The sequence below is a fragment of the Rhodococcus sp. H36-A4 genome (assembly GCF_027158005.1).
Taxonomy (GTDB): Bacteria; Actinomycetota; Actinomycetes; order Mycobacteriales; family Mycobacteriaceae; genus Rhodococcoides.
Map to the genome: position 1 here is coordinate 209,965 of NZ_JAPVLQ010000006.1, position 23,863 is coordinate 233,827.

The 23,863-nt window shown below is 62.1% G+C and carries 21 protein-coding genes and 1 tRNA gene; 10 read left to right on the forward strand and 12 right to left on the reverse strand.

Translation table 11 applies throughout. From position 1 onward, the window contains the following. Positions 1 to 43: 43 nt before the first annotated feature. Positions 44 to 721, reverse strand: a complete 678-nt coding sequence (locus O1W68_RS17625; RefSeq protein ID WP_269305728.1) for a TVP38/TMEM64 family protein — start codon at positions 719 to 721, stop codon at positions 44 to 46. Positions 722 to 886: 165 nt separating this feature from the next. Here O1W68_RS17625 and mutA point away from each other — a divergent pair, with 165 nt between their 5' ends. Genes mutA through meaB form a run of 3 tightly spaced genes read left to right on the forward strand, consistent with a single transcriptional unit; the run spans position 887 to position 6,091 of the window. Next, entirely contained in the window at positions 887 to 2,761 is a 1,875-nt protein-coding gene (gene mutA, locus O1W68_RS17630; protein WP_269305730.1) for a methylmalonyl-CoA mutase small subunit, read from the forward strand. Positions 2,762 to 2,764: 3 nt separating this feature from the next. After that, the gene (gene scpA, locus O1W68_RS17635; RefSeq protein WP_269305732.1) at positions 2,765 to 5,053 is read left to right on the forward strand and encodes a methylmalonyl-CoA mutase; all 2,289 of its coding nucleotides are present in this window, start codon (positions 2,765 to 2,767) and stop codon (positions 5,051 to 5,053) included. A 15-nt stretch (positions 5,054 to 5,068) separates the two neighbouring features. After that, on the forward strand, positions 5,069 to 6,091 hold the full coding sequence (meaB, locus tag O1W68_RS17640; RefSeq protein WP_269305734.1) for a methylmalonyl Co-A mutase-associated GTPase MeaB: 1,023 nt from the start codon (positions 5,069 to 5,071) through the stop codon (positions 6,089 to 6,091). A 49-nt stretch (positions 6,092 to 6,140) separates the two neighbouring features. On the opposite strand, the gene O1W68_RS17645 is transcribed toward meaB, so the two are convergent. The 7 genes from O1W68_RS17645 to O1W68_RS17675 form a co-directional block, all read right to left on the reverse strand. Further along, positions 6,141 to 7,172: a nucleoside hydrolase gene (locus O1W68_RS17645; protein WP_269305736.1), complete on the reverse strand. Its 1,032-nt coding sequence runs from the start codon at positions 7,170 to 7,172 to the stop codon at positions 6,141 to 6,143. Continuing rightward, positions 7,169 to 8,563 carry a CoA transferase gene (locus O1W68_RS17650; RefSeq protein WP_269305738.1) on the reverse strand — a complete coding sequence of 465 codons (1,395 nt, stop codon included), beginning with the start codon at positions 8,561 to 8,563 and terminating at the stop codon, positions 7,169 to 7,171. Before O1W68_RS17650 ends, O1W68_RS17645 begins: the two co-directional genes overlap by 4 nt. Continuing rightward, entirely contained in the window at positions 8,560 to 9,831 is a 1,272-nt protein-coding gene (locus tag O1W68_RS17655) for a saccharopine dehydrogenase family protein (RefSeq protein ID WP_269305740.1), read from the reverse strand. The genes O1W68_RS17650 and O1W68_RS17655 overlap by 4 nt, the downstream gene beginning before the upstream one ends. 55 nt (positions 9,832 to 9,886) lie before the next feature. Beyond that, positions 9,887 to 10,261, reverse strand: a complete 375-nt coding sequence (locus O1W68_RS17660; protein ID WP_269305741.1) for a DUF2784 domain-containing protein — start codon at positions 10,259 to 10,261, stop codon at positions 9,887 to 9,889. 25 nt (positions 10,262 to 10,286) lie between these two features. Beyond that, a complete protein-coding gene (locus O1W68_RS17665) occupies positions 10,287 to 11,783 on the reverse strand; it encodes a glutamate-cysteine ligase family protein (RefSeq protein WP_269305743.1) in 1,497 nt (498 codons plus the stop codon). A gap of 121 nt (positions 11,784 to 11,904) precedes the next feature. Continuing rightward, positions 11,905 to 13,422: an SDR family NAD(P)-dependent oxidoreductase gene (locus O1W68_RS17670; RefSeq protein ID WP_269305745.1), complete on the reverse strand. Its 1,518-nt coding sequence runs from the start codon at positions 13,420 to 13,422 to the stop codon at positions 11,905 to 11,907. 124 nt (positions 13,423 to 13,546) lie between these two features. Further along, positions 13,547 to 13,635 (reverse strand) — tRNA-Leu (locus O1W68_RS17675). Positions 13,636 to 13,790: 155 nt separating this feature from the next. On the opposite strand from O1W68_RS17675, the gene O1W68_RS17680 reads away from it, so the two are divergent. Both O1W68_RS17680 and O1W68_RS17685 read left to right on the forward strand, forming a co-directional pair. Continuing rightward, entirely contained in the window at positions 13,791 to 15,152 is a 1,362-nt protein-coding gene (locus tag O1W68_RS17680; protein ID WP_269305747.1) for a M20/M25/M40 family metallo-hydrolase, read from the forward strand. A gap of 17 nt (positions 15,153 to 15,169) precedes the next feature. Further along, the gene (locus O1W68_RS17685; protein ID WP_269305748.1) at positions 15,170 to 15,700 is read left to right on the forward strand and encodes a YbhB/YbcL family Raf kinase inhibitor-like protein; all 531 of its coding nucleotides are present in this window, start codon (positions 15,170 to 15,172) and stop codon (positions 15,698 to 15,700) included. Positions 15,701 to 15,776: 76 nt separating this feature from the next. Here O1W68_RS17685 and O1W68_RS17690 read toward each other — a convergent pair whose 3' ends face one another. The 4 genes from O1W68_RS17690 to O1W68_RS17705 all read right to left on the reverse strand — a co-directional run bounded on the left by O1W68_RS17690 (position 15,777) and on the right by O1W68_RS17705 (position 19,282). Continuing rightward, positions 15,777 to 16,850, reverse strand: a complete 1,074-nt coding sequence (locus O1W68_RS17690) for a quinone-dependent dihydroorotate dehydrogenase (RefSeq protein ID WP_269306072.1) — start codon at positions 16,848 to 16,850, stop codon at positions 15,777 to 15,779. A gap of 42 nt (positions 16,851 to 16,892) precedes the next feature. Then, entirely contained in the window at positions 16,893 to 17,141 is a 249-nt protein-coding gene (locus O1W68_RS17695; RefSeq protein WP_269305750.1) for a DUF5703 family protein, read from the reverse strand. A gap of 30 nt (positions 17,142 to 17,171) precedes the next feature. Next, complete coding sequence (locus tag O1W68_RS17700; protein ID WP_269305752.1) at positions 17,172 to 18,197, reverse strand: YncE family protein; 1,026 nt, start codon at positions 18,195 to 18,197, stop codon at positions 17,172 to 17,174. 152 nt (positions 18,198 to 18,349) lie between these two features. Further along, entirely contained in the window at positions 18,350 to 19,282 is a 933-nt protein-coding gene (locus tag O1W68_RS17705) for an aldo/keto reductase (protein WP_269305754.1), read from the reverse strand. 215 nt (positions 19,283 to 19,497) lie between these two features. Between O1W68_RS17705 and O1W68_RS17710 the strand changes: the two genes are divergently transcribed. The 5 genes from O1W68_RS17710 to mshC all read left to right on the forward strand — a co-directional run bounded on the left by O1W68_RS17710 (position 19,498) and on the right by mshC (position 23,818). After that, on the forward strand, positions 19,498 to 20,340 hold the full coding sequence (locus O1W68_RS17710) for an undecaprenyl-diphosphate phosphatase (protein ID WP_269306074.1): 843 nt from the start codon (positions 19,498 to 19,500) through the stop codon (positions 20,338 to 20,340). A gap of 27 nt (positions 20,341 to 20,367) precedes the next feature. Then, positions 20,368 to 21,057 (forward strand): histidine phosphatase family protein, encoded by a 690-nt coding sequence (locus O1W68_RS17715; protein WP_269305756.1) that lies wholly within the window; start codon positions 20,368 to 20,370, stop codon positions 21,055 to 21,057. Between the two features lie 71 nt (positions 21,058 to 21,128). Beyond that, complete coding sequence (locus O1W68_RS17720) at positions 21,129 to 21,722, forward strand: DUF3090 domain-containing protein (RefSeq protein ID WP_084348874.1); 594 nt, start codon at positions 21,129 to 21,131, stop codon at positions 21,720 to 21,722. 35 nt (positions 21,723 to 21,757) lie between these two features. Then, the gene (locus tag O1W68_RS17725) at positions 21,758 to 22,552 is read left to right on the forward strand and encodes an SCO1664 family protein (protein WP_269306076.1); all 795 of its coding nucleotides are present in this window, start codon (positions 21,758 to 21,760) and stop codon (positions 22,550 to 22,552) included. A 24-nt stretch (positions 22,553 to 22,576) separates the two neighbouring features. After that, positions 22,577 to 23,818 carry a cysteine--1-D-myo-inosityl 2-amino-2-deoxy-alpha-D-glucopyranoside ligase gene (gene mshC, locus O1W68_RS17730; RefSeq protein WP_269305759.1) on the forward strand — a complete coding sequence of 414 codons (1,242 nt, stop codon included), beginning with the start codon at positions 22,577 to 22,579 and terminating at the stop codon, positions 23,816 to 23,818. Positions 23,819 to 23,863: the final 45 nt, after the last annotated feature.

Sequence of the window (23,863 nt, forward strand, 5' to 3'; positions counted from 1 at the left end):
TCAATGATTAGAGCTTGCTTAGAGATAATCAAGCTTGGAGAGTTTACTTGGTCGGCTCGGAATTCACCTTCGAGAGCCGAGTCGATGCCGAAAGACGCCAGTCGACGTAGAGGCCGATCGCTCCAGCAGCAATACACACACCGGAGAGCGCGAGCAGTACTGGATTCGTGTGTCCGCCGATTGCGTCGCCGAGGACGACGATGCCCACCGTTCCCGGTGCCATGCCTATCGCGGTGGCCACGGCGAACGGTACGAGCCGAATCGAAGAAACTCCACAGCAGTAGTTGACGACCGAAAACGGAACCGGTGCGATCAACCGGAGAGATCCCACCGCCAGCCATCCGCGCCGAAGCAGACTGTCGTCGATCGCGCGAACGGCAGGATGTGTCATCCTCGCGGCGAACCACTCTCGACCGATAATCCGAACGAGTAACAATGCAAGAACGGCGCTGAGGGTCGACGCACCCACCGCGACAGCGATGCCGGTGACCGGACCGAACAGAACTCCGGCAGTGAGGGTGAACAGCGTTCGGGGCACAGGCGGAATGGTCACGATCGCGTGGACGAGAAAGAACACGAGCGGAAAGGTGGGTCCGATCGACAGCGCCCAGTGCCGAAGCTGTTCTGCCGACAGATGAGGTGCCGATACCGCTGCCACTGCCAGAGTTGCGAGAAGAACCACGATGCCGATCATCCGTGGATCTCGCAATCGTCTCGTCACGATCAACGAGCCTACCTGCGTCGAAACGTTTCGCGCCGCGACCAAACCACCTCCGATTCGAACATGAGGTGATCCTCACGATACTGTCGGAGAGATCGGGTTTCACATCACAAAAGTCGCTATTGTCGACCGACTCTCGTCGATCGAGTTGAGGGAGCAGTCATCGTGCCCATTGCTTCACAAGAAGACGCCTCACGCACTGCGTATGCCGCCTGGCAGAAGGCGGTTGCCGGAGTTCTGGCGAAGTCGCGCAGAGTCGACGTCGCAGATCTGCCAGAGGATCCTGAGCGTCTCCTCGAGACGACGACCTACGACGGGGTGACGATCTCACCTCTCTACGGTCCTCGCGACGAGCACCCCGAGAACGCACTCCCTGGAGTGTTCCCGTTCATACGTGGCCGGGATGCGGCCCGAGACGTCAACGCTGGGTGGAAGGTCAGTGCCAGGTTCGGTGTCGGTGAGTCGGACGCAGCGAAGGTCAACCAGTCGATACTGGACGGCTTGAACAACGGTGTCAGCGCACTCTGGCTCCGCGTCGGCGAGAGTGACCTTCCGGCAGCTTCGATCGCCGAAGCAGTCGACGGCGTCCTGCTCGATCTCGCACCGTTGGTCGTGGACGCCGGTAACGCCACCGAAGCAGCCGCACACGCAGTGTTCGAATTGCTCGACCGTACCGCCGCCGAGAATACGGAAGCGGTGGACATTCGGCTGGGTGGTGCCACGCTCACCTCGCAGTTCTCAGGGGCTCCCGCACCCGAACTCACGACACTCGTAGACCTGGCCGCACAGTCGTCCGCCCGCGCAGAGACCGTTCGCGCGATCACGGTCGACGGCACCGTGTTCCACAACGCCGGAGCCGGCGATGCACAGGAACTCGGAGCAGCAGTTGCTGCCGGCCTCGAATACCTCCGTGCTCTGACGTCGAGTGGTCTCTCCATCGGAGATGCGCTCGGGCAACTGGAGTTCCGCTTCGCAGCGACCGACGACCAGTTCCAGACGATCGCGAAGTTCCGCGCGGCACGCGTGTTGTGGTCACGCGTCGCGCAGGTATCCGGTGCGCCCGACGCCGGCGGCGCTCCGCAGCATGCGGTCACATCCGAAGCGATGATGTCGCAGCGCGATCCGTGGGTCAACATGCTTCGCACCACCTTGGCGGCATTCGGCGCGGGGATCGGCGGAGCCGACGCGATCACCGTCCTTCCGTTCGATGTGGCGCTGGAGGGGGGAGCAGCCGGGGTGTCGAAGACTTTCGCGGCGCGAATCGCACGAAATACGCAGCTGTTACTCCTCGAGGAGTCTCATCTAGGGCGCGTTCTCGACCCGGGTGCCGGCTCTTGGTACATCGAGCAACTCACCGATGACATCGCCGAGAAGGCATGGGCTTTCACCCAGAAGATAGAAGCCGACGGTGGTTATCGTGCTGCACTCGAGTCCGGGACGCTTGCGTCGTCGATCGCGGAGACCAAAGCCGCTCGTGATTCCGATGTCGCTCACCGCCGGACGCCGCTTACCGGTGTCAACGAGTTCCCCAACCTGGCCGAGGCGCCGCTTGCGCCGGTAGGCCCGGAGCAGGCGGGCACAGCGCCACGGGTTGCTCGGTACGGAGCTGCGTTCGAAGCTCTACGTGACCGCTCGGATGCATATCTCGCTGAGCACGATGCGCGGCCACTGGCGCTGCTCGTGCCGCTCGGGTCGGTAGCCGAGCACAATGTACGAACGACTTTCGCTGCGAACCTATTGGCTTCGGGTGGAATCGAGTCGCAGAATCCAGGACCGCTGACCGAGTCGAGCATCGCCGAAGCCGTACGCACAGCGGGCGCTCGTATTGCGGTCGTGTGCGGCACCGACAAGCGATACACCGATGAGGCCTCGTCCGCAGTGAGCGCGCTCCGCGCGGCCGGCGTCGAAAGGGTACTTCTCGCCGGGCCCGAAAAGCTGTTCACCGATATCACCGGCCAAGGTCGGCCGGACGATTTCTTGACCGCCAAGGTCGACGCCATCGCCGTTCTGTCCGATCTCCTCACCAATCTGGGGGCCTGAGAAATGACCACCAACGAAGCCGAACCACGGGTAACTCGTGTCATCGGTAGTTTTGCCGATGTTCCACTGAAGGATCCGCAGTCGCCGCCCTCGTCCTCGCCCACGGCCGAGGAAGCGTCGGAGCATATTGCGGCGGGTGCGAAGGCCAACAACTACACCCCTGAGCAGGTTGTGTGGTCCACTCCCGAAGGTATCGACGTCAAGCCTGTGTTCACCAAGGCCGATCGCGATGCTGCCGAAGCCGAGGGCTACCCGCTCGACAGCTATCCGGGCACGCCGCCGTTCATTCGTGGGCCCTACCCGACGATGTACGTCAACCAGCCGTGGACGATTCGTCAGTACGCCGGATTCTCCACTGCGGCGGAATCGAATGCGTTCTACAGGCGAAATCTCGCGGCCGGTCAGAAGGGTCTGTCGGTTGCGTTCGATCTGGCGACCCACCGCGGTTACGACTCGGATCATCCGCGCGTGCAAGGCGATGTGGGTATGGCCGGTGTAGCGATCGATTCGATCTACGACATGCGGCAGTTGTTCGACGGTATCGATCTCGGCAGCGTCTCGGTATCGATGACGATGAACGGTGCCGTGCTACCCATCCTCGCGCTGTACGTCGCTGCGGCCGAGGAACAGGGCGTCGGGCCGGAGAAACTTGCCGGGACCATTCAGAACGACATCCTCAAAGAGTTCATGGTCCGCAACACCTATATCTATCCGCCGAAACCATCGATGCGGATCATCTCGGACATCTTCGCGTATTCGAGTGCGAACATGCCGAAGTACAACTCGATCTCGATCTCGGGCTATCACATCCAAGAGGCCGGTGCGACAGCCGATCTCGAATTGGCGTACACCCTTGCCGACGGCGTCGAGTACATCCGCGCAGGACTGGCCGCGGGAATGGACATCGATACGTTCGCGCCTCGGCTTTCCTTCTTCTGGGCCATCGGGATGAACTTCTTCATGGAGGTTGCCAAGCTGCGTGCAGGCCGGTTGCTGTGGGCAGAGTTGGTGGCGAAATTCGAGCCGAAGAGCGCCAAATCGTTGTCGCTGCGTACACATTCGCAGACCTCAGGGTGGTCTCTGACTGCCCAGGACGTGTTCAACAACGTCGCACGCACGTGTGTGGAGGCGATGGCCGCAACCCAGGGGCACACGCAGTCGCTACACACCAACGCACTCGACGAAGCATTGGCGCTGCCTACCGACTTCTCCGCTCGAATCGCCCGTAACACGCAGTTGCTGATTCAGCAGGAGTCGAACACGGTACGACCGATCGACCCGTGGGGCGGCTCTCACTACGTCGAATGGCTCACTCACCAGCTCGCGAACCGCGCACGGGCACACATCGCCGAGGTCGAAGCCGCAGGAGGAATGGCGCAGGCCATCGGCGAAGGCATTCCGAAGTTGCGGATCGAGGAAGCAGCTGCACGAACCCAGGCTCGTATCGACTCCGGTCGCCAGCCGCTCGTCGGCGTCAACAAGTACGTGCCGGACGAGCCCGACACCATCGAGGTTCTCAAGGTCGAGAACTCGAAGGTCCGCAAAGAACAGATCGACAAACTGAAGCGCCTCCGCGAGGAAAGAAACACCGAAGAGGTGGAGGCCGCGTTGGCGAACCTGACGCGTGCAGCGGCGTCCGACGAGCCCGGTATGGAAAACAACCTGCTGAATCTGGCGATCGACGCTGCCCGCAAGATGGCCACGGTCGGAGAGATTTCCGACGCACTGGAGAAGGTTTACGGGCGGCACCAGGCCGAAATCCGGACAATCAGTGGTGTGTACCGCGATGAAGCAGGAAAGTCCGAGAACCTGATCAAGGCGACAGAGCTGGTGGAGAAGTTCTCCGAGGACGAAGGTCGACGTCCCCGCGTTCTGGTGTGCAAGATGGGCCAGGACGGCCACGATCGTGGTCAGAAGGTCATTGCGACTGCGTTCGCCGATATCGGATTCGATGTCGACGTCGGTCCGCTGTTCCAAACTCCTGAAGAGGTTGCGCGGCAGGCGGCCGACAACGACGTACACGTCGTCGGTGTGTCCTCGCTCGCAGCAGGCCACTTGACGTTGGTACCTGCACTTCGGGAAGCACTCGCAGCAGTCGATCGCCCCGACATCATGATCGTCGTCGGCGGCGTCATCCCGCCAGGTGACTTCGAGGAGTTGTATGCCGCAGGTGCTGCAGCGATCTTCCCGCCCGGGACGGTCATCGCCGACGCTGCTATCGGACTCGTTCAGAAGATCTCCGAACAGCTCGGTCACGGAAACGGGCCGGAGCCGCACGAGGCGACCGCGTGATCGTGACGTATTCGGATGAGTAGCTCGATCAGAACGCCGCTGAATATCGATATCGACGCGGTCGCGAAGTCGGTCCTCGCCAATGATCGTTCCGGGCTTGCTCGGGCGATCACGTTGGTCGAGTCGACGCGAGCGGATCATCGCGACCTGGCACAGCAACTGCTTCTGCAACTGCTGCCGAAGGCCGGTGGCGCACATCGCGTCGGCATCACCGGAGTTCCGGGGGTAGGGAAGTCGACGTTCATCGACGCACTCGGCATGCGGTTGATCGAACAGGGTCATCGGGTCGCGGTCTTGGCCGTCGATCCCTCGTCCACCCGTACCGGTGGGTCGATTCTGGGCGACAAGACCCGGATGGCTCGGCTGTCGGTGGAGAAGGACGCCTACATTCGGCCGTCGCCGACGTCGGGCACTCTCGGGGGAGTGACGCGAGCGACCCGCGAGACCATCGTTCTGCTCGAGGCTGCGGGATTCGACGTCATCCTCGTCGAGACCGTCGGGGTAGGGCAGTCGGAGGTGTCGGTTGCCAACATGGTGGACTGCTTCGCGTTCTTGACTCTCGCCCGGACTGGAGATCAGTTGCAGGGCATCAAGAAAGGCGTCCTCGAGCTGGCCGATCTGGTGGCTGTGAACAAGGCCGACGGCAAACACATCATGGAGGCCAAGAGCGCGGCCAGGGAGTTGGCAGGCGCGCTTCGGATGATCTATCCGCACGATGCGATCTGGAAGCCACCGGTTCTCACTATCAGCGCGATCGAGGGGACCGGGCTCGACGAATTCTGGAACACCGTTCTGAGGCATCAACAGGTGCTCACCGACGCCGGTGAATTCGCCGAAAAGCGTCGACGCCAGCAGGTCGACTGGATGTGGACGATGGTCAACGATCAGATGCTGCGCCGAATCGCACAGAATCCTGCGGTGAAAGCTATTCGCGTCGGGGTCGAAGAGCGTGTTCGCGACGGGTCTTTGACCGCGGCATTGGCAGCTCAGGAGTTGCTCGACACCTTCGATGCTGCCGCGCCGCCCTCGTGGACGTAGTTCGACCGTGAACATCCTGTACCCCTGACCGTGCCGAGGAATCGGTAGCTCAGGGGTACAGGCGTGCGGCCATCGCTCCGATGCGTTCGATCAGGTCGTCGAAGAAGGCTTCCGGGTCTGTCGTCGATGCGATGGCTGCGTTGAGCGGGCGGCCCCACATTCCCCTCCAGTCCGCAACCGTTGTTCCGCGGGTGAGGGTTCCGTCCAGTTCGATATCCACGGTGGCTGTTCGCAGAGTCACGATCGCGGGATTCAGTGCTACGGCAGCGACGAACGGATCGTGCATGTGCGCCAGGAATCCTTGGTCGTGATCGCGATGAAACTCCATGTAGAAGCGGACTGCATCGGAAAAGTGGCGCACGACCGCGTTGGACGCGGTGGATCTGATGTCGGATCCATCTGTCTCCGAAATGATCTCGCGCGGTGTACTTCCCGCGCGTTCGGCCAAACGCGCGATGTGGTGGGGGAGCATTTCGATGGTTTCGGTGATGTCGAGGGGACACACGATGGGAAGACGTGCCTCTGGAAGGCCGGAGAATGCCGCGAACACTTCCGATGCTGCCTCCGGATCGACTGCGATATTCCATTCGCTTGTCGGTGTCGTGTTACCGGGGTGCTGAAAAGCCCCACCCATCAACACGAGTCGCTTCAACAAGCGCGGAAGGTCTGGATCGATTCGAACAGCCTGTGCGAGATTGGTCAACGGCCCGGTGACCAATCCGACGATCTCGCCTGGCCGTTCGCGTACAAGTTCCACCCAGGCAGTTGCTGCATCACGATTCGACAGTGAGCGATCGGAAACCGGAAGCTCGGCGTACCCGACTCCGCGTGGGCCGTGCGTTTCTTCGGTTGTCATGAGCGGGGATACCAGCGGCACCTGTGCACCCAGCGTCACCTCGATGTCGGTTGCCTTGCACAGGTCGAGCCACGCCAGGTTGTTTGCAGCCACCTGGTTCACCGAGACGTTGCCCGCGGTCGATGCGATCGACAGAATTTCGGCTTCGGGGCTGGCCAACAGGTAGAGCAGAGCCAAGGAGTCGTCGATTCCGGTGTCTACGTCGACGATCAGCGGAATAGTCATGCGGAAGTAAGTCCTCGGTCGTCGTCGAAGCTCGGGGCGTGCGAACCGAGCGGGTGTGCTGGAAACGGGTAGTCCCTGTAGTCCGCGAGCGCAGGCAATGCGGTCGTCGTGGATCCATGTGTGACGGTGAAGTCCGGTCCGGGTAGGGACGCAGCGTCGGGGTGTTCGGTCCGACCTCTTGCGGAGGTGAGCCATGACGCGGTTCGCGCCAGTGACACCGATACATCGCGGCCTGATCCCGACGTGCGTGTCGAGGTGAGTGCATCGACGATGCCTGCGGCGAGAAGGTAACCACTGGCATGATCGAGTGCCTGCGCGGGTAGGGCGCGAGGATCGTCCTCGGATCCCTCGATCACCGCTATCCCGCTCGCGGCCTGGACGATGCTGTCGAAACCACGCTGGAGCCATGCACTGTTCTGCCGAGCACTGTGCCCCCACGCCGACACGAATCCACACACGATCCCCGGCCGAAACGAGCTGGGTAGGAAGCCGACATTCTCGATGGCGCCCGGTCGGTAGCCTGAGAGAAAGACATCGGCCTCGGCGCACAATTGTCGAGCCGTATTCAATCCTTCGGCAGTCTTCATGTCGAGTAGGGCGCTACGTTTACCCTGGCCGTTTTCCATGTGTTGCCATCCGATCTCGGGCAGGTCGGGCGGGTCGATGCGCAGAACACTCGCGCCGAGAAGAGCTAAGGCGCGCGATGCGACGGGTCCTGCGATTACCCGGGTCGAGTCGAGTACCCGAATTCCGCGCAGCGGATGCTGTTGTGTCGCAACGGGATCGGATCGCGGCGCTGCATCGGATCGAAGAATGGAACGAACGAGAGGTTCGGACGCAACCGCTGCGCCGACCTCGTGTTCGGCCCACTCCTGCTCGGTGCGGACCCGGACCGCGATTGCGCCGGCGCGTGCGCATCTGCGCTCGATGATGTCGCTGTCGAGCGACCCGATACGTGTCCGGGCTGCGTCCACGGTGGCTGCTTCGTCGAGGCCGATTGCCCGCAACAGCGCACGTCGATGATGCGGATAGTTGGCGTGCGTGCGTACCCAACCGTCCGCGCATTCGAAGAACCCGGAGAGTTCGGCAAAGGCGCGTACCGGCTCACCGTTTTCTCGGTACATGCGGTCACCGCTGAAGGACGCGGAAATGCGATCGGGGCTGAGTTTCCATGCAGTGGTCTCGAGTCCCACGCTTCGCCGATACCGATCCACTGACGACGCGAACGCTGCAACAGCACCGGATGCGAGTCCGCGTACCGGTAAGACGGCCGACAGCTGATTACCCCACGGCGCCGTCGAGAACTCGCTGCCGTCGCCGGACACCCCCACCGATTTCTCGTACTCCCGCACGAGATCGGTGTGGGCATCGGACCCGTCGGCAACCGTCACTCCTTGCGAGCCCAGATTTCCAAGCCCGCATCCTGGAGGCGAGTCACCAGTGCATCACCGATTCCCGTTGCAGGAGTGAGTACTCCAGCGGCGTCGGGCAGGCTGTCTCGGTTGTGGACAAGCGCGAGCGCTGACTCGCTGAGCATCACTGCGGTGGCCTTGTAGCCCGGATCGCCGTCGGCCTTCACTCGCGAACGGTATCGAGCTCCGGACGTCGTGGTCGTGTACACGTCCATAGTGAAGTGACCGTTCTCCTGCGCCTGGGTGCTCGGCCCCTTGCCTGGCTCGGGCAGGATGCGGTCGAGAAGCGTGCGGGGCAGAACTGTCATTCCCACCAATGCGGCGCCGAGTCCGACGGAGACTGCGCCGGCAATGACGGGAGAGGCGAACGAGGTGCCGACGTTCATCACCTCGCGGTAACGAAACTGCTTGCCGTAAGCCCAATCTCGGAGAGCATTGCTTCTCCGGACGACGCGGGTGTTGTACGAAGCCATGAAGAACGGCGCTTTCCATCCTCGTACGCTGGGGGAGATCTGGGTGCCATTGACGACCTGGGCGTCGAGTTGCCGACCGAAGTCGGTCTCGAGGCTACGGTCCGGACTCAGAGAGTAAGGGCGAGCGGCGAGCCTGCGAAGTTTGCCGTCTTTCTTCATTTCGGCGAGTTGTGTCCGAACCGAGTCGACGGTGCCGCCGCTGACGCCGCCGCGCATCGAGGAGACCACGAGGGTGGTGTCGGTCAGTTCGCCTGCGCCATCGGCGGCCACGGCTGCGTGCAGAACGTGGACACCGATATCGGAGGGTATCGAGTCGAATCCACACGAATGGACGATGCGGGCGCCCGACTTCCGGGCGATCTCGTGATTCTTGTCGATGCTTTGACGAGCGAAAAGTACTTCTCCGGTCAGATCGACGTAGTCGGTGCCGGCGACAGCACATGCGGCAGCGAGCGGCAGTCCGAACTTCGCATAGGGGCCGACGGTAGTGATCACGACGCGAGTGGATTCGGCGAGAGCTCGGAGCGCCTCTTCGTCCGCAGCGTCGGCCTCGACGATGGGCCACTGCGCTGCAGCTGAGGGGAGGGTGCGTCGAACCGCCTCGACACGGGAAGCCGACCGGCCGGCGAGGGCTACGACCGTTCCTTCCGGAGCGTGGCGGGCCAGATAGTCGGCAGTAAGACGTCCGACGAAGCCTGTTGCGCCGTAGACGACTATGTCGTACAAGCGGGTTCTGTCAGCTGTCTCGGCGGGTTCGGGAACACTCGAAGTCATGTACTCGACAGTAACGTGCATCACGGCAAGAGTCGACGACGCCCACCATCCTCGATCAGCTCGCGCTGAGGTGCCGCGATCGTGATCGGAGCAGGGCAAACCCTGCCCACGAGATGGCGACGGCGCAGATTGCCGCAAACCGAACCATACCGAGCATGCTTTCGGGGTAAATGACCCCGGTGAGGTAGTAGTCGATGAATCCGGTGGACGGCAGTGCTGATTCGCCTGCATTCACTCGGGCCCAGCTTTCGAGTTGGGTGAGCGGGCAATCGACGCCGATCACTATCGAGACGAACCCCCACGCAACTGCGACGCCGTGCAGCCAGATCGTGCGTGGATAACGCCAGGCGAGAAATCCGCCCGCGACGACATACACGACGAACGCGAGGTGCGCCGCTACCGTGATGTCGGCCAGCGCCCGGAACATCATGAACCGATCCTATGCCCCCAGCGCGTCAGAAAGACCAGGTGTGGACCGGTTTGCCTTCATTCATCAACGTGATGTAGTCACCGAGCATCCCGGCCAATGCGGCCTCTCGGTCCTCTCCGGCGCGCTCGCGTGCCACTACTGCCTCGCGTTGCCAGACCGAGCCCGAACGTCGCGCCAAGCAACGACCCTCGATTATGCCGAGATACTTTTCGCGCACGGCGACATCCACGCCGTAGGACGCGAGCCCGGCGTCGGCCATCGGTAGTAATCGTCGAAGGACCAACTCCTGGGGACTCACCGAACCTACTTCCGGCCAATAGAGCCGAGAGTCGAATCCATTTCGAGCAGCTGAATGCAAGTTCTCTTCAGCTGCATCGAACGACATCTGCGACCACAATGGCCTGTCGGCGTCTGCGAGCGAACGGACGGTCCCGTAGTAGAACGCGGCATCCGCCAGCGTGTCCACGATCGACGGGCCGGCGGGTAGCACCCTGTTCTCGAGGCGAATGTGGTGACCGCCGGACGAGCGATCGTAGATGGGCCGATTCCAGCGGTAGACGGTGCCGTTGTGCATGCGCAACTCGGATAGGTTCGGTGTCACCCCCTCGGCCAACGCTGCCAGGGGATCCTCGTCGCTGCAGACCGGCAGCAGAGCTGGGAAGTATCGCGAGTTCTCCTCGAACAGGTCGAAGATCGAGGTGATCCATCGTTCACCGAACCACACCCTTGGCCGTACCCCTTGATTGACCAATTCCTTCGGCCTGGTGTCGGTTGCTTGCTCGAACAAGGGAATACGCGTCTCGTGCCACAGGGCACGGCCGGCAAGGAACGGTGAATTGGCCGCGAGCGCGACCTGTACGCCGGCGAGCGCCTGCGCTGCGTTCCAATGGGAGGCGAATTCTTCCGGGGCCACCTGCAGGTGGAGTTGCACCGACGTGCAGGCCGCTTCGGGCAGGATCGTGTCCGTGATGGTCGACAGCTTCTCGGCGGAATCTGCTCCGGGTAACCGGACCCCGAGGATATCGAGTTCGATATCCTCGCCGCGGGCAGCGAAGATCTGTTGGTTGAGCAGGTCGTACCTGGGATTCGCCGACAACCAGCGATGCTCGAAGTGCTTCTCGGTCAACGTCGGAAGCATCCCGATCATCGCGAGTCTGCTCCCCGACGAACGTGCACGCTCGTCAGCAGAATTGAGCGAAGTCCGCAGATTGCGCTCGAGATCTTCGATGCTGCGGCCGCGCAACGGCTGTGGTTCGACATTGATCTCGATGTTGAACTGGCCGAGTTCCGTCTGATAATCCGGGTCGGCAATAGCGTCGAGGACGGTCGCGTTGGCCATCGCAGGTGCCATGGCGTCGTCGACGAGATTGAGTTCGATCTCCATCCCTATTTGCGGCTGCCCGACCTCGAATGTCTCCTGCGCGAGCATGGTCGCAAGTGCATCGAGGCAGTCCTGAACCTTCTGCCGGAACCGATGACGGTCCTCCCTGGTGAACTTCCGCTGTTCGACATCGTCGCCCATACCCCAACCGCCTATCCGTCACCACGCCCGATACCGAATCTTCGCAAACCGGTATTCCCTCGAGTGTCGCAGCACAAACGTGCGATGGCCGATCATGGTGGCTACCGCCCAGGGCGCGACATCACCAGGGTGAGGGGCCGTAGTCCTTGAGGAACTGGCCGTACAGATCGATACCCGCCTCGCCTTGCACGATGGGGTCGTAGACACGCGCCGCACCGTCGACAAGATCGAGTGGGGCGTGAAATCCTTCGTCCGCCAACCGCATCTTCGTCGGGTGGGGTCGTTCGTCGGTGATCCACCCGGTATCGACGGCGCTCATCAGGATTCCGTGATCGAGCATTTCTTTGGCGCTCGTTCGGGTGAGCATATTGAGCGCGGCCTTGGCCATGTTGGTGTGCGGATGTCCGGGACCCTTGTACGCCCGACTGAACTGCCCCTCCATCGCCGAGACGTTCACGATGTACTTGCGGCGGGCAGTCGAGGCTTCCATGGCTGCGCGCAGACGGGAGACCAGAATGAACGGTGCCACCGAATTGCAAAGCTGAACTTCGAGCAGTTCCACCGGATCGACTTGCTCGACGGTGTGTATCCAACTGTTCGTATCTGCCAGATCCGGCACGAGTCCACCGGCGTCGATAGCGATGCCCTGCTCGATTCGTTCGGCGCTCGCCGATCCCGCAACCAACGCAAGAGATGCGACGGCCTCGGCGGTGAGAGATTCACGACCGCCCGCTGTGATCGCGGTCTCCGGCAGCGAACTCGCCAGCGACGCGGGATGCGCATCACTCGTCGTGCCGAACTTCGTCACTTCCGGCCGAGACCCGGCTGGGATGAAGTCCAGGGACAGCGGTGTCGACTCACCGTCGGCAAGCGCACTGTATGCACCTACCGAGCGCTTCACCGTTTGCGCTGCATTGTTGATCAGGATGTCGAGTGGTCCATGAGCGGCGACCGAATCTGCAAGTGCGACAACCTGAGCCGGGTCGCGCAGATCGATTCCGACGATACGGAGACGATGAAGCCACTTGTCGCTGTCCGGCATCGCCGCGAATCTGCGGACGGCATCATTGGGGAATCGCGTCGTGATCGTCGTATGCGCGCCGTCCCGCAGCAGTCTCAGTGCGATGTACATGCCGATCTTGGCTCGCCCACCGGTAAGAAGCGCGGTGCGCCCGGTCAGATCGGTAGTTGCATTACGTTTGCCCCGGTTCAACACTGCGCAGTCCGGGCAAAGCTGATGGTAAAACGAGTCGACCAGCGTGTAGCGCTGCTTGCAGATGTAGCACGGGCGAGGGCGAATCAATGTGCCTGCGAACTCGGTTTCGGTCCGCGAGGTCAGCGATACGCCCGCGGTCTCGTCGTCGATACGATCCGGCGACCCGGTGGCGGTCGCCTCCACAACTGCCCGATCCGCATCCGACTTGGCCGAACGTGCAGCGACACGGCGTGCCCGTTTCAGATCCTTGAACAGTTGCCCCGAAGCGCGCTGCATGACAATCGAATCAGGATGATCCTTGTCCAGCGACCCAGCCTGGGCGAGGACACGGAGACAGATCGCGAGATCAGCCGGCTCGATCGCCGAGCAGTCGGTCGACGATCCGAGTAACTCCGAATCGACAACAGCGTTCCCGTCGACCATCCGTCTCCCTCTCCTTGCTACGTGCGAAAACGACATAAGCCCCGATTCCGGGGAATCGGGGCTTATGTCGTCTGTCTCAACGCAGAACTTCTGGAACTCATACACAAGATCTTGTGCAATTCCCTGGTGTCCGAGGGGGGACTTGAACCCCCACGTCCGTTAATAGGACACTAGCACCTCAAGCTAGCGCGTCTGCCATTCCGCCACTCGGACCAGTTGTGCACTGCAATTACCAGCATCACGGTGTACACATCTTATTCGCACGCCTGCTCGCTGCGTGCTGGACAAAGATATACGACGGGTGGCCTATCGCCCAAATCCCCACGTCAGTTCGCCCATAGCTCTGGTCCGGGTGGTAGGAACGTGGGGTGTCTTCCGCCGATCATCCCCATACCGACCCTGTCCCGACGACCGCGCTCGACGAGGTCGTCGACCTCGTCAGCGCTTTGATCAGATTCGACACCTCCAACACCGGCGAACTGGAAACGACCAAGGGTGAGAAGGAGTGCGCCGAGTGGGTGGCGCACAAACTTCACGAAGTCGGGTACGAGACCGAGTACGTCGAATCCGGCGCCCCCGGCCGTGGGAATGTATTCGCGATGTTGCCGGGTGCGGACCAGAGCCGCGGCACTTTGTTGATCCACGGGCATCTCGACGTCGTCCCGGCAGAGCCTGCGGATTGGAGCGTGCATCCGTTCTCCGGCGCTGTCGAAGACGGGTACGTGTGGGGTCGCGGCGCGATCGATATGAAAGACATGGTCGGAATGGCGCTGGCGTTGGCGCGGCAATTCAAATCCAACGGCACCGTCCTGCCGCGGAACGTTCTCTTCGCCTTCCTTGCCGACGAAGAGAACGGTGGGAAGTACGGCTCGCAGTGGCTCGTCGAGCATCGTCCTGACCTGTTCGAGGGTGTCACCGAAGCCGTCGGCGAGGTCGGTGGGTTCTCCTTGACCGTAGCCAGGCCGGACGGCACCGAGAAGCGGTTGTACATGGTCGAGACGGCAGAGAAGGGTCTCGGCTGGATGAAACTGACTGCGAAGGCGCGAGCCGGACACGGGTCGTTCTTGCACGAGGAGAATGCGGTGACCTATCTCGCAGAAGCTGTGGCCAAGCTCGGCAACCACACATTCCCGTTGGTGATCTCCGATTCGGTGGCAGAGTTTCTAGCAGCGGTGGCCGAGGAGACCGGACTCGATTTCGACCCGGCGAGCCCCGATCTCGACGGCACCTTGCTCAAACTCGGCAGCATCGCGCGGATCGTCGGCGCTACGCTGCGAGATACCGCAAACCCGACGATGCTCAAAGCCGGATACAAGGCGAACGTCATTCCCCAGACCGCCGAGGCGATGATCGATTGCAGGGTGGTCCCCGGGCGTCAGGCTGCGTTCGAGCGGGAAGTGGACGAACTTATCGGGCCCAACGTCGAACGCGAGTGGGTCACCAAGCTCGACTCCTATGAGACGACATTCGACGGGCACCTCGTCGACGCCATGAACGACGCGATACTTGCACACGACGAGAACGGACGCACGGTTCCGTACATGCTGTCGGGTGGTACGGATGCAAAGGCTTTCGCGCGCTTGGGTATTCGATGCTTCGGTTTCGCGCCGCTGAAATTGCCGCCCGAACTCGACTTCGCAGCCCTGTTTCACGGCGTGGACGAGAGGGTACCGGTCAGTTCACTGGAGTTCGGTACACAGGTGTTGGAACACTTTCTGCTGCACAGCTGAATCGAAAGGATCTTTTGATGGCGTACAACCCTTACGACGCACTTCCCACACTGCCTTTCTTCGAACTCACCTCGGAGGATGTGGAGGACGGTGGAACTCTCGGTAGCCAGCAGTTGAGTGGAATCATGGGCGCCGGGGGCCACGACAATTCGCCGCAACTGTCCTGGTCCGGATTCCCAGAGGGCACCAAGAGTTTCGCACTCACCGTCTTCGACCCGGATGCACCGACGGCCTCGGGTTTCTGGCATTGGGCGGTAGCGAACATCCCAGTCGACACGACTTCGCTCGTCGTGGGTGCCGGTGACGACGGCGGTACAGGCGTGCCCAATGCTGCTGTCACGTTGAAGAACGACGCGGGTCTGTTTCGATACATCGGTGCGGCACCTCCAGCGGGTCATGGACCGCACCGCTACTTCTTCGTGGTCCATGCGGTCGACGTCGAGCGCATGGAAGTGGACGAGACAGCAACGCCGGCGTTTCTCGGTTTCAACCTGTTCTCACACGCGATCGGACGAGCCGTCCTGACGGGGTTGTACGAGGCTCGATAGGGCCCACGGCACGAAGAAAGGCCGTGCTGTGCGGATCGTCGCACAACACGGCCTTTCTTGCTGTGTCAGGTTGCCGTCAATTGCGGCGGTGGTCCGATCCGACCGCGTCAGACAACGACGTGAACCCGTGCGCTCTCAATCGCAGGGCGATGCCCTTGTTGATTCGACGCATCCAGAACGGGCCCCCATAGATGAAACCGGTGTAACCCTGGATCAGTGACGCGCCTGCGGTGATGCGTTCCCACGCTTGATCCACCGACTCGATCCCACCGACCGAGATAATGGCAATACGTGTCCCCACTCGGGCGTACAGCCGGCGCAGAACCACCAGTGAGCGGTCGGCCACCGGTGGACCCGACAATCCGCCTGCCCCGATGGACTCGACTTCCTCGGCCGAAGTGCGCAGGCCAGACCTGTCGATCGTCGTATTGGTTGCGACGATACCGTCGAGTCCCAACTCGACTGCAAGGTCGGCGACGGCGTCTATGTCCTCATCGGACAGATCGGGTGCGATCTTCACCAGGATGGGAACCGTGACGACACTTTGCACAGCCTCGAGGATGGGCCGTAGCGACGCGACAGCTTGAAGATCACGCAAGCCTGGGGTGTTAGGCGAGCTGACGTTCACCACCAAGAAGTCGGACAGTGGTCCGAGAAGCGTTGCGCTTGCGGTGTAGTCGGCAGCAGCGTCGGCGGGGAGCGTGACCTTGGTCTTCCCGATGTTCGCGCCGATCGGTACACCGCCTCGGCGGTTCCTCAGCACGTTGGCGGCGTTGCCGGCGCCGTGGTTGTTGAAGCCCATTCGATTGATCAGAGCACGGTCCGCAGGCAGCCGAAACAGCCGGGGAGTCGGATTACCGGGCTGCGGTTGCGCGGTGACCGTGCCCACCTCGGCGAACCCGAAGCCCAGTGGTCCCCATGCATCCACGCCGTCCGCATTCTTGTCGAAGCCTGCAGCAAGACCGAGTGGTCTGGGGAAGTCCACGCCGAAAACTGTGCTTCGAAGTAGTGGATCGTCGACGACGAATACTCGCGAGAGTAGCTTTCTCGTCGGCGTAAAGGCCGTCAGCGTGCGCATGGTCGCGAACGCGAGATGGTGGATCCGCTCCGGCTGCAGCAAAAACATCAGCCGAAGCAGTGCGCTGTACAAGGTCTGGCCCACGGTTCTTCTTTCCATCTTGGTACTCGCGTCTCATATTCCAGGATCGGGTATGTGCTGGGCGGATTTCTTTCGCTTGAGCAGAACTCGCCGACTTCCATCGGTGTACACGCGCACGCGCGAAAGTTCCCAACCGCCGAATTCGACCTGGATCGCAAGCCGCATCGAGGCCGTCACCCGGGTGACATCCGGTGGCAGGCGGAGTGGAACGTATTCCCACTCCTCAGACGTCAAGTCCCACTCACGCGGCAAGCGCCCGCTCCCGTAGCTGTTCTTCGACATGGTGGGTTATAGCCTCGACTCTCGTTGCCGCTACCGGGCGTCGCCAACCGGTATTCGTTGTAATCCCGCACCGGCGGCCGATCCCACGAGCAAATCACCCGTCGCGGAGTCGATCGCGAGGGAGTCCGGCTGCCTTACGGTCGGAAACCTGGAAACCTCGACGGGGATTCCCGTATCGAGCGTGTATCCGACAACTTCATTGAGGGCGGGGACGCTGATCCATACGACATCGGTCTCGTCGTCGTAGGTGACAGCCCATGGCTGCGCATCGACAGGAAAGCGCTGACGCAACAACAAGTCGTCCGAGGAGAACACGAGAAGTTCTTCTCCGGTCGCATCCGTCACCAGGATTCGCCCGAACCGGTCGGTATCCAGCTCGGCTGCACCTTCACCGGCGCGGAGGGCAATGCCCAGGGAACCGTTGTCGACGTCGACAACGGTGACGGATGTCTGATCGCGATCCAGAGCGGTAAGTCCATACATGGTCGAGGCCAGGGCATCGACCGAGGTCAACCCGTCTATGGTCTGCGATTCGGTCCCGTCTTGGTCGAGAATGTGAACCGAACCACGATCATCTCCTACCGCCGTTCTGCCGTCCTCGAGAACAGCAGCACTGAGGAGATTGGCGTCGACTTTCGTCGACGTGACCTTCGAGTCGCCTATATCGACGCGTGCGAGACTTCCGTTCATCGGCAGTACGACTGTGCCGTCGCCGGGGGCCACTATCGCGGCCGCTTCGCCCGGTAGCGATATTGCACGCGGTTCGGCGTTGCTGTCGGATGTATCGAACACCAGCAGGTTCGAAAAACTGTCGTCGAGCGCGAGAACGCTGCGCGTGGCAGTGTCGAAAGAGGTGAAGTGGATCCCGGATGGAGACGCCGTGATGCTCCCTGCTGGGGGAGTCGAAGTTTCGGGAGAACTGACCCCGGCCAAAGGCTCGACGCTCACCGGATCGGGCTCCTCGGCGCCGTCCCCCGAACAACCGGCCGCCAACAAGATCGTCGAGCTGGCCGCGACCGCGGCGAGAGTTCGCCACCGCAAACGTCTGTCTCTCATGAAAATGCCTGCTCCTGGATGCTGTGATCGTGCGATTGAAGGGTGCCACGGTGTGGCGTAGCGGAACGACGTGTCGAGTCCACCCTGCCTGATGGGTCAGAAGTCGACACTCTCGGACTACCGACGAGCAACGGGACGGCGTAGGCACGCGGTCAGCTACTGACGTCGTCCAACGCCGAGGTGATAGCTGCAGGCAACTCGAGGTCTTCCGCGACGAGTACCCCGGTCAATTGCGCGAGGTCCCTGGCTCCGACTATCGCCGAGCTCACACCCGGGCGATCGCGCGCCCAGGCCAGGGCCACCGCGAGAGGCGAAGTTTGCAGGCCACTTGCGGCCATGACGGCCGCATCGACGACGTTGACGGCAGCGTCGGTGAGGTAACCGGAAAGCGATCCTGCGTGGAGATCGTCGGCACCTCGTGAGTCCGCCGGCGTGCCGTTCCGGTATTTTCCGGTCAGTACTCCGCCGGCCAAAGGGACAGCAGCGAGGATGCCGACACCGTGATGATGCGCGGCCGGCAGCAATTCGTCCTCGATACCGCGAGCAAGAAGCGAATACTCGGCCTGCGTCGCGACGATGCGGCCTGCGCCCGCGGCTCCAGCCGCAGTCGCGAGTTGCCAGCCGAGATAGCCACGTGCGCCTACATACCGGACTTTTCCGCTCGATACGGCGTAGTCCAGGGTGGATGCGATCTCGTCCACGGGCGTGCTTGCATCCCATGCCGCCACTTGCCACAGATCGAGGTAGTCGGTGCCCAATTCACGCAGCGTCGCATCGAGTTGACCGAGCAGTGCTCGTCGAGAGCAGTCGATGCGGTAGTGCCCGCTTGCCGTTTCGATACCGGCTGCACTGCTCACGATGAGGTTCGAGCGCGGGACCACGTCGTCCAGGACCTCCGCGAGCACTCGTTGCGCTCGTCCATCCCCATATACGGGTGAGGTGTCGACGAGCGTTCCCCCGGCGTCGGCGAAGGCAGCGAGTTGGGCAGCCGCGTCGTCACCGTCGGTGCCGCTGCCCCATCCGAGCGTGCCGAGCCCGATCCTCGACACGCGCAGGCCACTGGAGCCGACTGATCGCTGCTTCATAGTTTTTCAACATTCCTTGTCGATTGTGATGGTGTCGGTTTTCTGAGTCGATAAGGAAAACGGCGCCAGGTGAGCAGAGTAGTGCGCCGGTGGCGGCGGTGCGAGTGTCGGTCGATCCCGGCGAGCCGCGCCAGGTACCGTCGGGCCGTGAATTGCGCATCTTTCCTTGGCCGGACCCCTCTGCTCTCGTCGACCTTGGGGGAGGTTCGAGCATGATCGGCGAGTCCATGAGTTGGCTTCAGGCAATCATCCTCGGCGCTGTTCAGGGGTTGACCGAGTTCCTACCGATATCGTCGTCAGGACACCTACGAATCGTCTCGAGCGTATTTTTCGGGTCCGATGCAGGAGCTTCGTTCACCGCTGTCACGCAGCTAGGAACCGAAGCAGCAGTGCTTGTGTTCTTTTGGCGCGACATCGTGAGAATCGTCAAGGCCTGGTTCCGCGGCATGTTCGACAAGGCTGCGCGCGATCTCGACTATCGGCTCGGTTGGTACGTGATCATCGCCACCATCCCGATCGGGCTGTTGGGTATCCTGTTCAAAGACCAGATCCGAACCGGGGCACGCAACTTGTGGCTCATCGCAACGATGCTCATCGTCTTCGCCATCGTCATCGCAGTCGCCGAGTTCCTCGGTTCCAAGAAGCGACCGCTCGACAAAATCACCACACGGGACGGGCTCGTGATGGGCGCCGCACAATGTCTGGCGTTGATTCCCGGTGTGTCCCGGTCGGGCGCCACCACAAGTGCCGGCCTGTTCATGGGCCTCGAACGCGAAGCAGCCGTGCGGTTCTCATTCCTGCTCGCCATACCGGCTGTGACTGCGTCCGGACTGTTCTCGCTGCCCGATGCATTCGAGCCGGCCGGTGAAGGTCTCAATGCCTCCGGCCCACAGTTGCTGGCCGCGACCGTCGTTGCATTCGCACTGGGCTATGCCTCGATCGCATGGCTGCTGAAGTTCGTTGCGAATCACTCGCTTTACTGGTTCGTCGGCTATCGCATCGTGCTCGGCATCGGCGTGATGGCGCTGCTGTCTGCGGGCGTGGTGTCGGCCACCTGATTCGTCAGACGCCCTAGGCTGGGTTCCATGACGGTGATCTTGCTGCGACACGGCCGCTCGACGGCGAATACTGCGGGCGCTCTGGCAGGGCGGTCGGCCGGTGTCGCGCTCGACGACCGCGGACTGGAACAGGCCGCTCATATTGCGGAGAGATTGGGTGGGCTTCCGGTCGAGGAGATCGTGCACTCACCACTGCAACGGTGTGAGCAAACGGTGGCACCTCTTGCCGCCCGGCGCGGTCTGACTCCGACGGTCGACGAACGGCTGATCGAGGTCGATTACGGGTCGTGGACGGGAAAATCGATCAAGGATCTGGTGAAGGAGCCGCTGTGGAAGGTGGTCCAGCAACACCCGTCTGCGGCGGTGTTCCCCGGAGGCGAGGGACTAGCTCAGGTGCAGTCGAGGGCTGTATTTGCAATCCGGGAACACGACGCGCGCCTCGCGGAGGAGTACGGCCGTGATGTCCTCTGGGTGGCGTGCTCACACGGTGACGTCATCAAATCGATCCTCGCTGATGCATTGGGCTGCCACTTGGATTCGTTCCAACGTATCGTTGCCGATCCTGCCTCCGTCAGTGTCGTCCGGTACAGCTCCACCAGGCCGTTCGTGCTTCGGACGAACGACACCGGTCTCGACTTGACCGCGTTGGTACCTGCGGTGCCGACGGCGTCGAGCATGGACTCCGATGCGGTGCCCGGTGGCGGTTCCGGAACGTAGGCCCGTCGATAGCGGATAATGAAGTTCGGGTCCGAGTTTTCGGATCTGAGAATGAAGCTCCAGGAGGTGCAATGCCACGCGCAATACATGTTTTCCGCACCCCTGATCGTTTTGTCGCGGGAACCGTGGGTGAGCCAGGCGATCGTTCGTTCTTTCTGCAGGCAGTCCACGACGCTCGCGTCGTCTCGGTCGCACTCGAAAAGCAGCAGGTGCAGGTCCTCGCAGACCGGATAGGTTTGCTGCTGGACGAGGTTCAACGACGGTTCGGCGCGGAGTTTCCGCCCGAGGAAACCGAACTGGGCGACACGAGTCCGTTGATGACGCCGATCGATACCGAGTTTCGGGTCGGGACCATGGGTCTGGGCTGGGACGCGGATGCGAATGCGGTGGTGGTAGAACTGCTGGCTATCAGTGAGGTAGAGGTCGACGAGTCCGTCGTCCTCGATGACACCGACGAAGGTCCCGATGCAGTCCGCGTCTTTCTGACGCCGCTCGCGGCACGGGAGTTCGCCCTTCGTTCCGAGCGGGTGATTGCTGCCGGCCGTGCGCCGTGCCCCTTGTGTGGTGAGCCGCTGACCCAGGACGGACACACCTGTATCCGATCGAATGGATACAAACGAGATGCCACCTTCGGTTCGGCCGGCGAACTTGGTGAAGAGCTTTGACCGAAGACCGGCCGCCGTTCGCGGGTCACAAGGTGATGGAAACCGGTGAGTTGACCATCATCGGTCGAGTGGTGTCGGCCAGCAACGCGACGTTGGTCTGCGAGGCAACAGGCACCGGGAACGACGGTGAGACGTCCACGGTTCGGTGCGTCTACAAACCTGTTCGCGGAGAAGTGCCGCTTTGGGACTTTCCCGATGGGACCTTGGCCGGGCGAGAGATCGCGTCGTACGAGGTTTCGGACTCTTTGGGTTGGAATGTAATTCCGACAACGATTCTTCGGGACGGTCCGTTCGGTCCGGGGATGGTGCAGCGGTGGATCGATACGCCGGACCGCGACGGGGAACACGGCCGCACTCTCGACCTGGTCGATATCTGCAGGCCGGACCTCGTTCCCACCGGATGGATACCGGTCATGCAGGCTTACGACGGCGATGGCGAGGAAGTCTCGCTCATTCATGCCGACGATCCTCGCCTGCAGCGGATGGCAGTGCTGGATGTACTCATCAACAACGCCGACCGGAAGGGCGGCCACGCCCTCGAAGGCCTGGACGGTTACGTGTACGGCGTCGATCACGGCATTTGTCTGCACTCGCAGAACAAGCTTCGGACGGTGCTGTGGGGTTGGGCCGGCACCGCTATCGACGACGCTGCGATGTCCGACGTCGTCGCTTTCGTCGAGTCGTTCGCCACTGTCGTCGAACCACGAATTCGCGGGCACATCACCGATGAGGAGATCGATGCCCTGCTCGGCCGAGCACGTGCGCTCGTGGCGCATCCGGTGATGCCGGGGCCGCGATCGAGCAGGCCGATACCGTGGCCTGCCTTCTGAAGCCTCTCCGTTAGGCTCGTCTTCATGCAGTCTTGGTCCGAACCAGCCGTTCCCTCGATCCCCGGCCAGGGGCCTACGCTCCGGCTCTACGACACGGCAGATCGGCAAGTGCGACCGGTCACACCCGGCAAAGTGGCGAAGATGTACGTGTGCGGAATCACCCCGTACGACGCGACGCATCTCGGTCATGCCGCGACATACCTGACGTTCGACCTGGTGAATCGACTGTGGCGCGACGCGGGTCACGAGGTGCATTACGTGCAGAACGTCACCGATGTGGACGACCCTCTTTTCGAACGAGCCGACCGCGACGGTGAAAGCTGGATCGACCTCGGTAATCGTGAGATCGCCTTGTTCCGTGAGGACATGGAGGCGCTCCGAGTTCTGCCGCCGCGCGATTACATCGGTGCTGTCGAATCCATCGACGAGGTCATCGGCATGGTCGAGAAGCTGGTCGCCTCGGGTGCGGCGTATGTCGTCGACGACGCCGAATATCCCGATGTGTACTTCCGCGCGGACGCTACGGCTGAGTTCGGTTACGAGTCCGGTTACGATCGGGCGACGATGGACAAGTTCTTCGCCGAGCGTGGAGGCGACCCGGACCGAGTAGGGAAAAAGGACTCGATCGATGCTCTCCTGTGGCGTGCAGAGCGCAAGGGTGAGCCGTCGTGGACGTCTCCGTTCGGTCCTGGCCGACCGGGCTGGCACATCGAGTGCTCGGCAATCGCGCTCAATCGCATCGGGACCGGTTTCGATGTGCAAGGTGGCGGCAGTGATCTCATCTTCCCGCACCACGAGTTCTCGGCCGCGCACGCCGAAGCAGTATCCGGTGGCGGTCGATTCGCTCGGCATTATGTGCACACCGGGATGATCGGTCTCGACGGCGAGAAGATGTCGAAGAGTCGCGGCAACCTCGTGTTCGTGTCGAAGCTTCGCGCCGACAACGTCGATTCGGCCGCAGTTCGGCTGGGTCTGCTGTCCGGGCACTACCGCCAGGATCGCCCGTGGACGGACGAGGTTCTCGAACGTGCACATACCAGGTTGGCGTTGTGGCGCAAGGCAGCTGCACTGGAGTCGGCCGTCAGCGCCGACGACGCAGTAGTTCGCCTACGTCAGCACTTGGCCGACGATCTGGACACGCCGAGGGCTCTCGATGCACTTGATGCGTGGGCAAGTTTCGCCGTCGAGCGCGGGGGATCGGACACCACAGCTCCCGGCGCATTCGCCGACGCCGTCGATGCACTCCTCGGCGTGCCCTTGCGCTGATACATCTTTCGAACTGGCAGTGATCCCGGGGTGTTTCGACACCCG

What these genes read in the sequence shown, in the direction of transcription:
- O1W68_RS17700 (WP_269305752.1), bottom strand. Translation starts at nt 18,197, where the DNA reads ATGAGAGACAGACGTTTGCGGTGGCGAACTCTCGCCGCGGTCGCGGCC.
- scpA (WP_269305732.1), top strand. Translation starts at nt 2,765, where the DNA reads ATGACCACCAACGAAGCCGAACCACGGGTAACTCGTGTCATCGGTAGT.
- O1W68_RS17725 (WP_269306076.1), top strand. Translation starts at nt 21,758, where the DNA reads ATGGAAACCGGTGAGTTGACCATCATCGGTCGAGTGGTGTCGGCCAGC.
- O1W68_RS17715 (WP_269305756.1), top strand. Translation starts at nt 20,368, where the DNA reads ATGACGGTGATCTTGCTGCGACACGGCCGCTCGACGGCGAATACTGCG.
- O1W68_RS17685 (WP_269305748.1), top strand. Translation starts at nt 15,170, where the DNA reads ATGGCGTACAACCCTTACGACGCACTTCCCACACTGCCTTTCTTCGAA.
- O1W68_RS17660 (WP_269305741.1), bottom strand. Translation starts at nt 10,261, where the DNA reads ATGATGTTCCGGGCGCTGGCCGACATCACGGTAGCGGCGCACCTCGCG.
- O1W68_RS17655 (WP_269305740.1), bottom strand. Translation starts at nt 9,831, where the DNA reads ATGACTTCGAGTGTTCCCGAACCCGCCGAGACAGCTGACAGAACCCGC.
- mshC (WP_269305759.1), top strand. Translation starts at nt 22,577, where the DNA reads ATGCAGTCTTGGTCCGAACCAGCCGTTCCCTCGATCCCCGGCCAGGGG.
- O1W68_RS17705 (WP_269305754.1), bottom strand. Translation starts at nt 19,282, where the DNA reads ATGAAGCAGCGATCAGTCGGCTCCAGTGGCCTGCGCGTGTCGAGGATC.
- O1W68_RS17720 (WP_084348874.1), top strand. Translation starts at nt 21,129, where the DNA reads ATGCCACGCGCAATACATGTTTTCCGCACCCCTGATCGTTTTGTCGCG.
- O1W68_RS17645 (WP_269305736.1), bottom strand. Translation starts at nt 7,172, where the DNA reads ATGACTATTCCGCTGATCGTCGACGTAGACACCGGAATCGACGACTCC.
- O1W68_RS17670 (WP_269305745.1), bottom strand. Translation starts at nt 13,422, where the DNA reads ATGGTCGACGGGAACGCTGTTGTCGATTCGGAGTTACTCGGATCGTCG.
- meaB (WP_269305734.1), top strand. Translation starts at nt 5,069, where the DNA reads ATGAGTAGCTCGATCAGAACGCCGCTGAATATCGATATCGACGCGGTC.
- O1W68_RS17695 (WP_269305750.1), bottom strand. Translation starts at nt 17,141, where the DNA reads ATGTCGAAGAACAGCTACGGGAGCGGGCGCTTGCCGCGTGAGTGGGAC.
- O1W68_RS17665 (WP_269305743.1), bottom strand. Translation starts at nt 11,783, where the DNA reads ATGGGCGACGATGTCGAACAGCGGAAGTTCACCAGGGAGGACCGTCAT.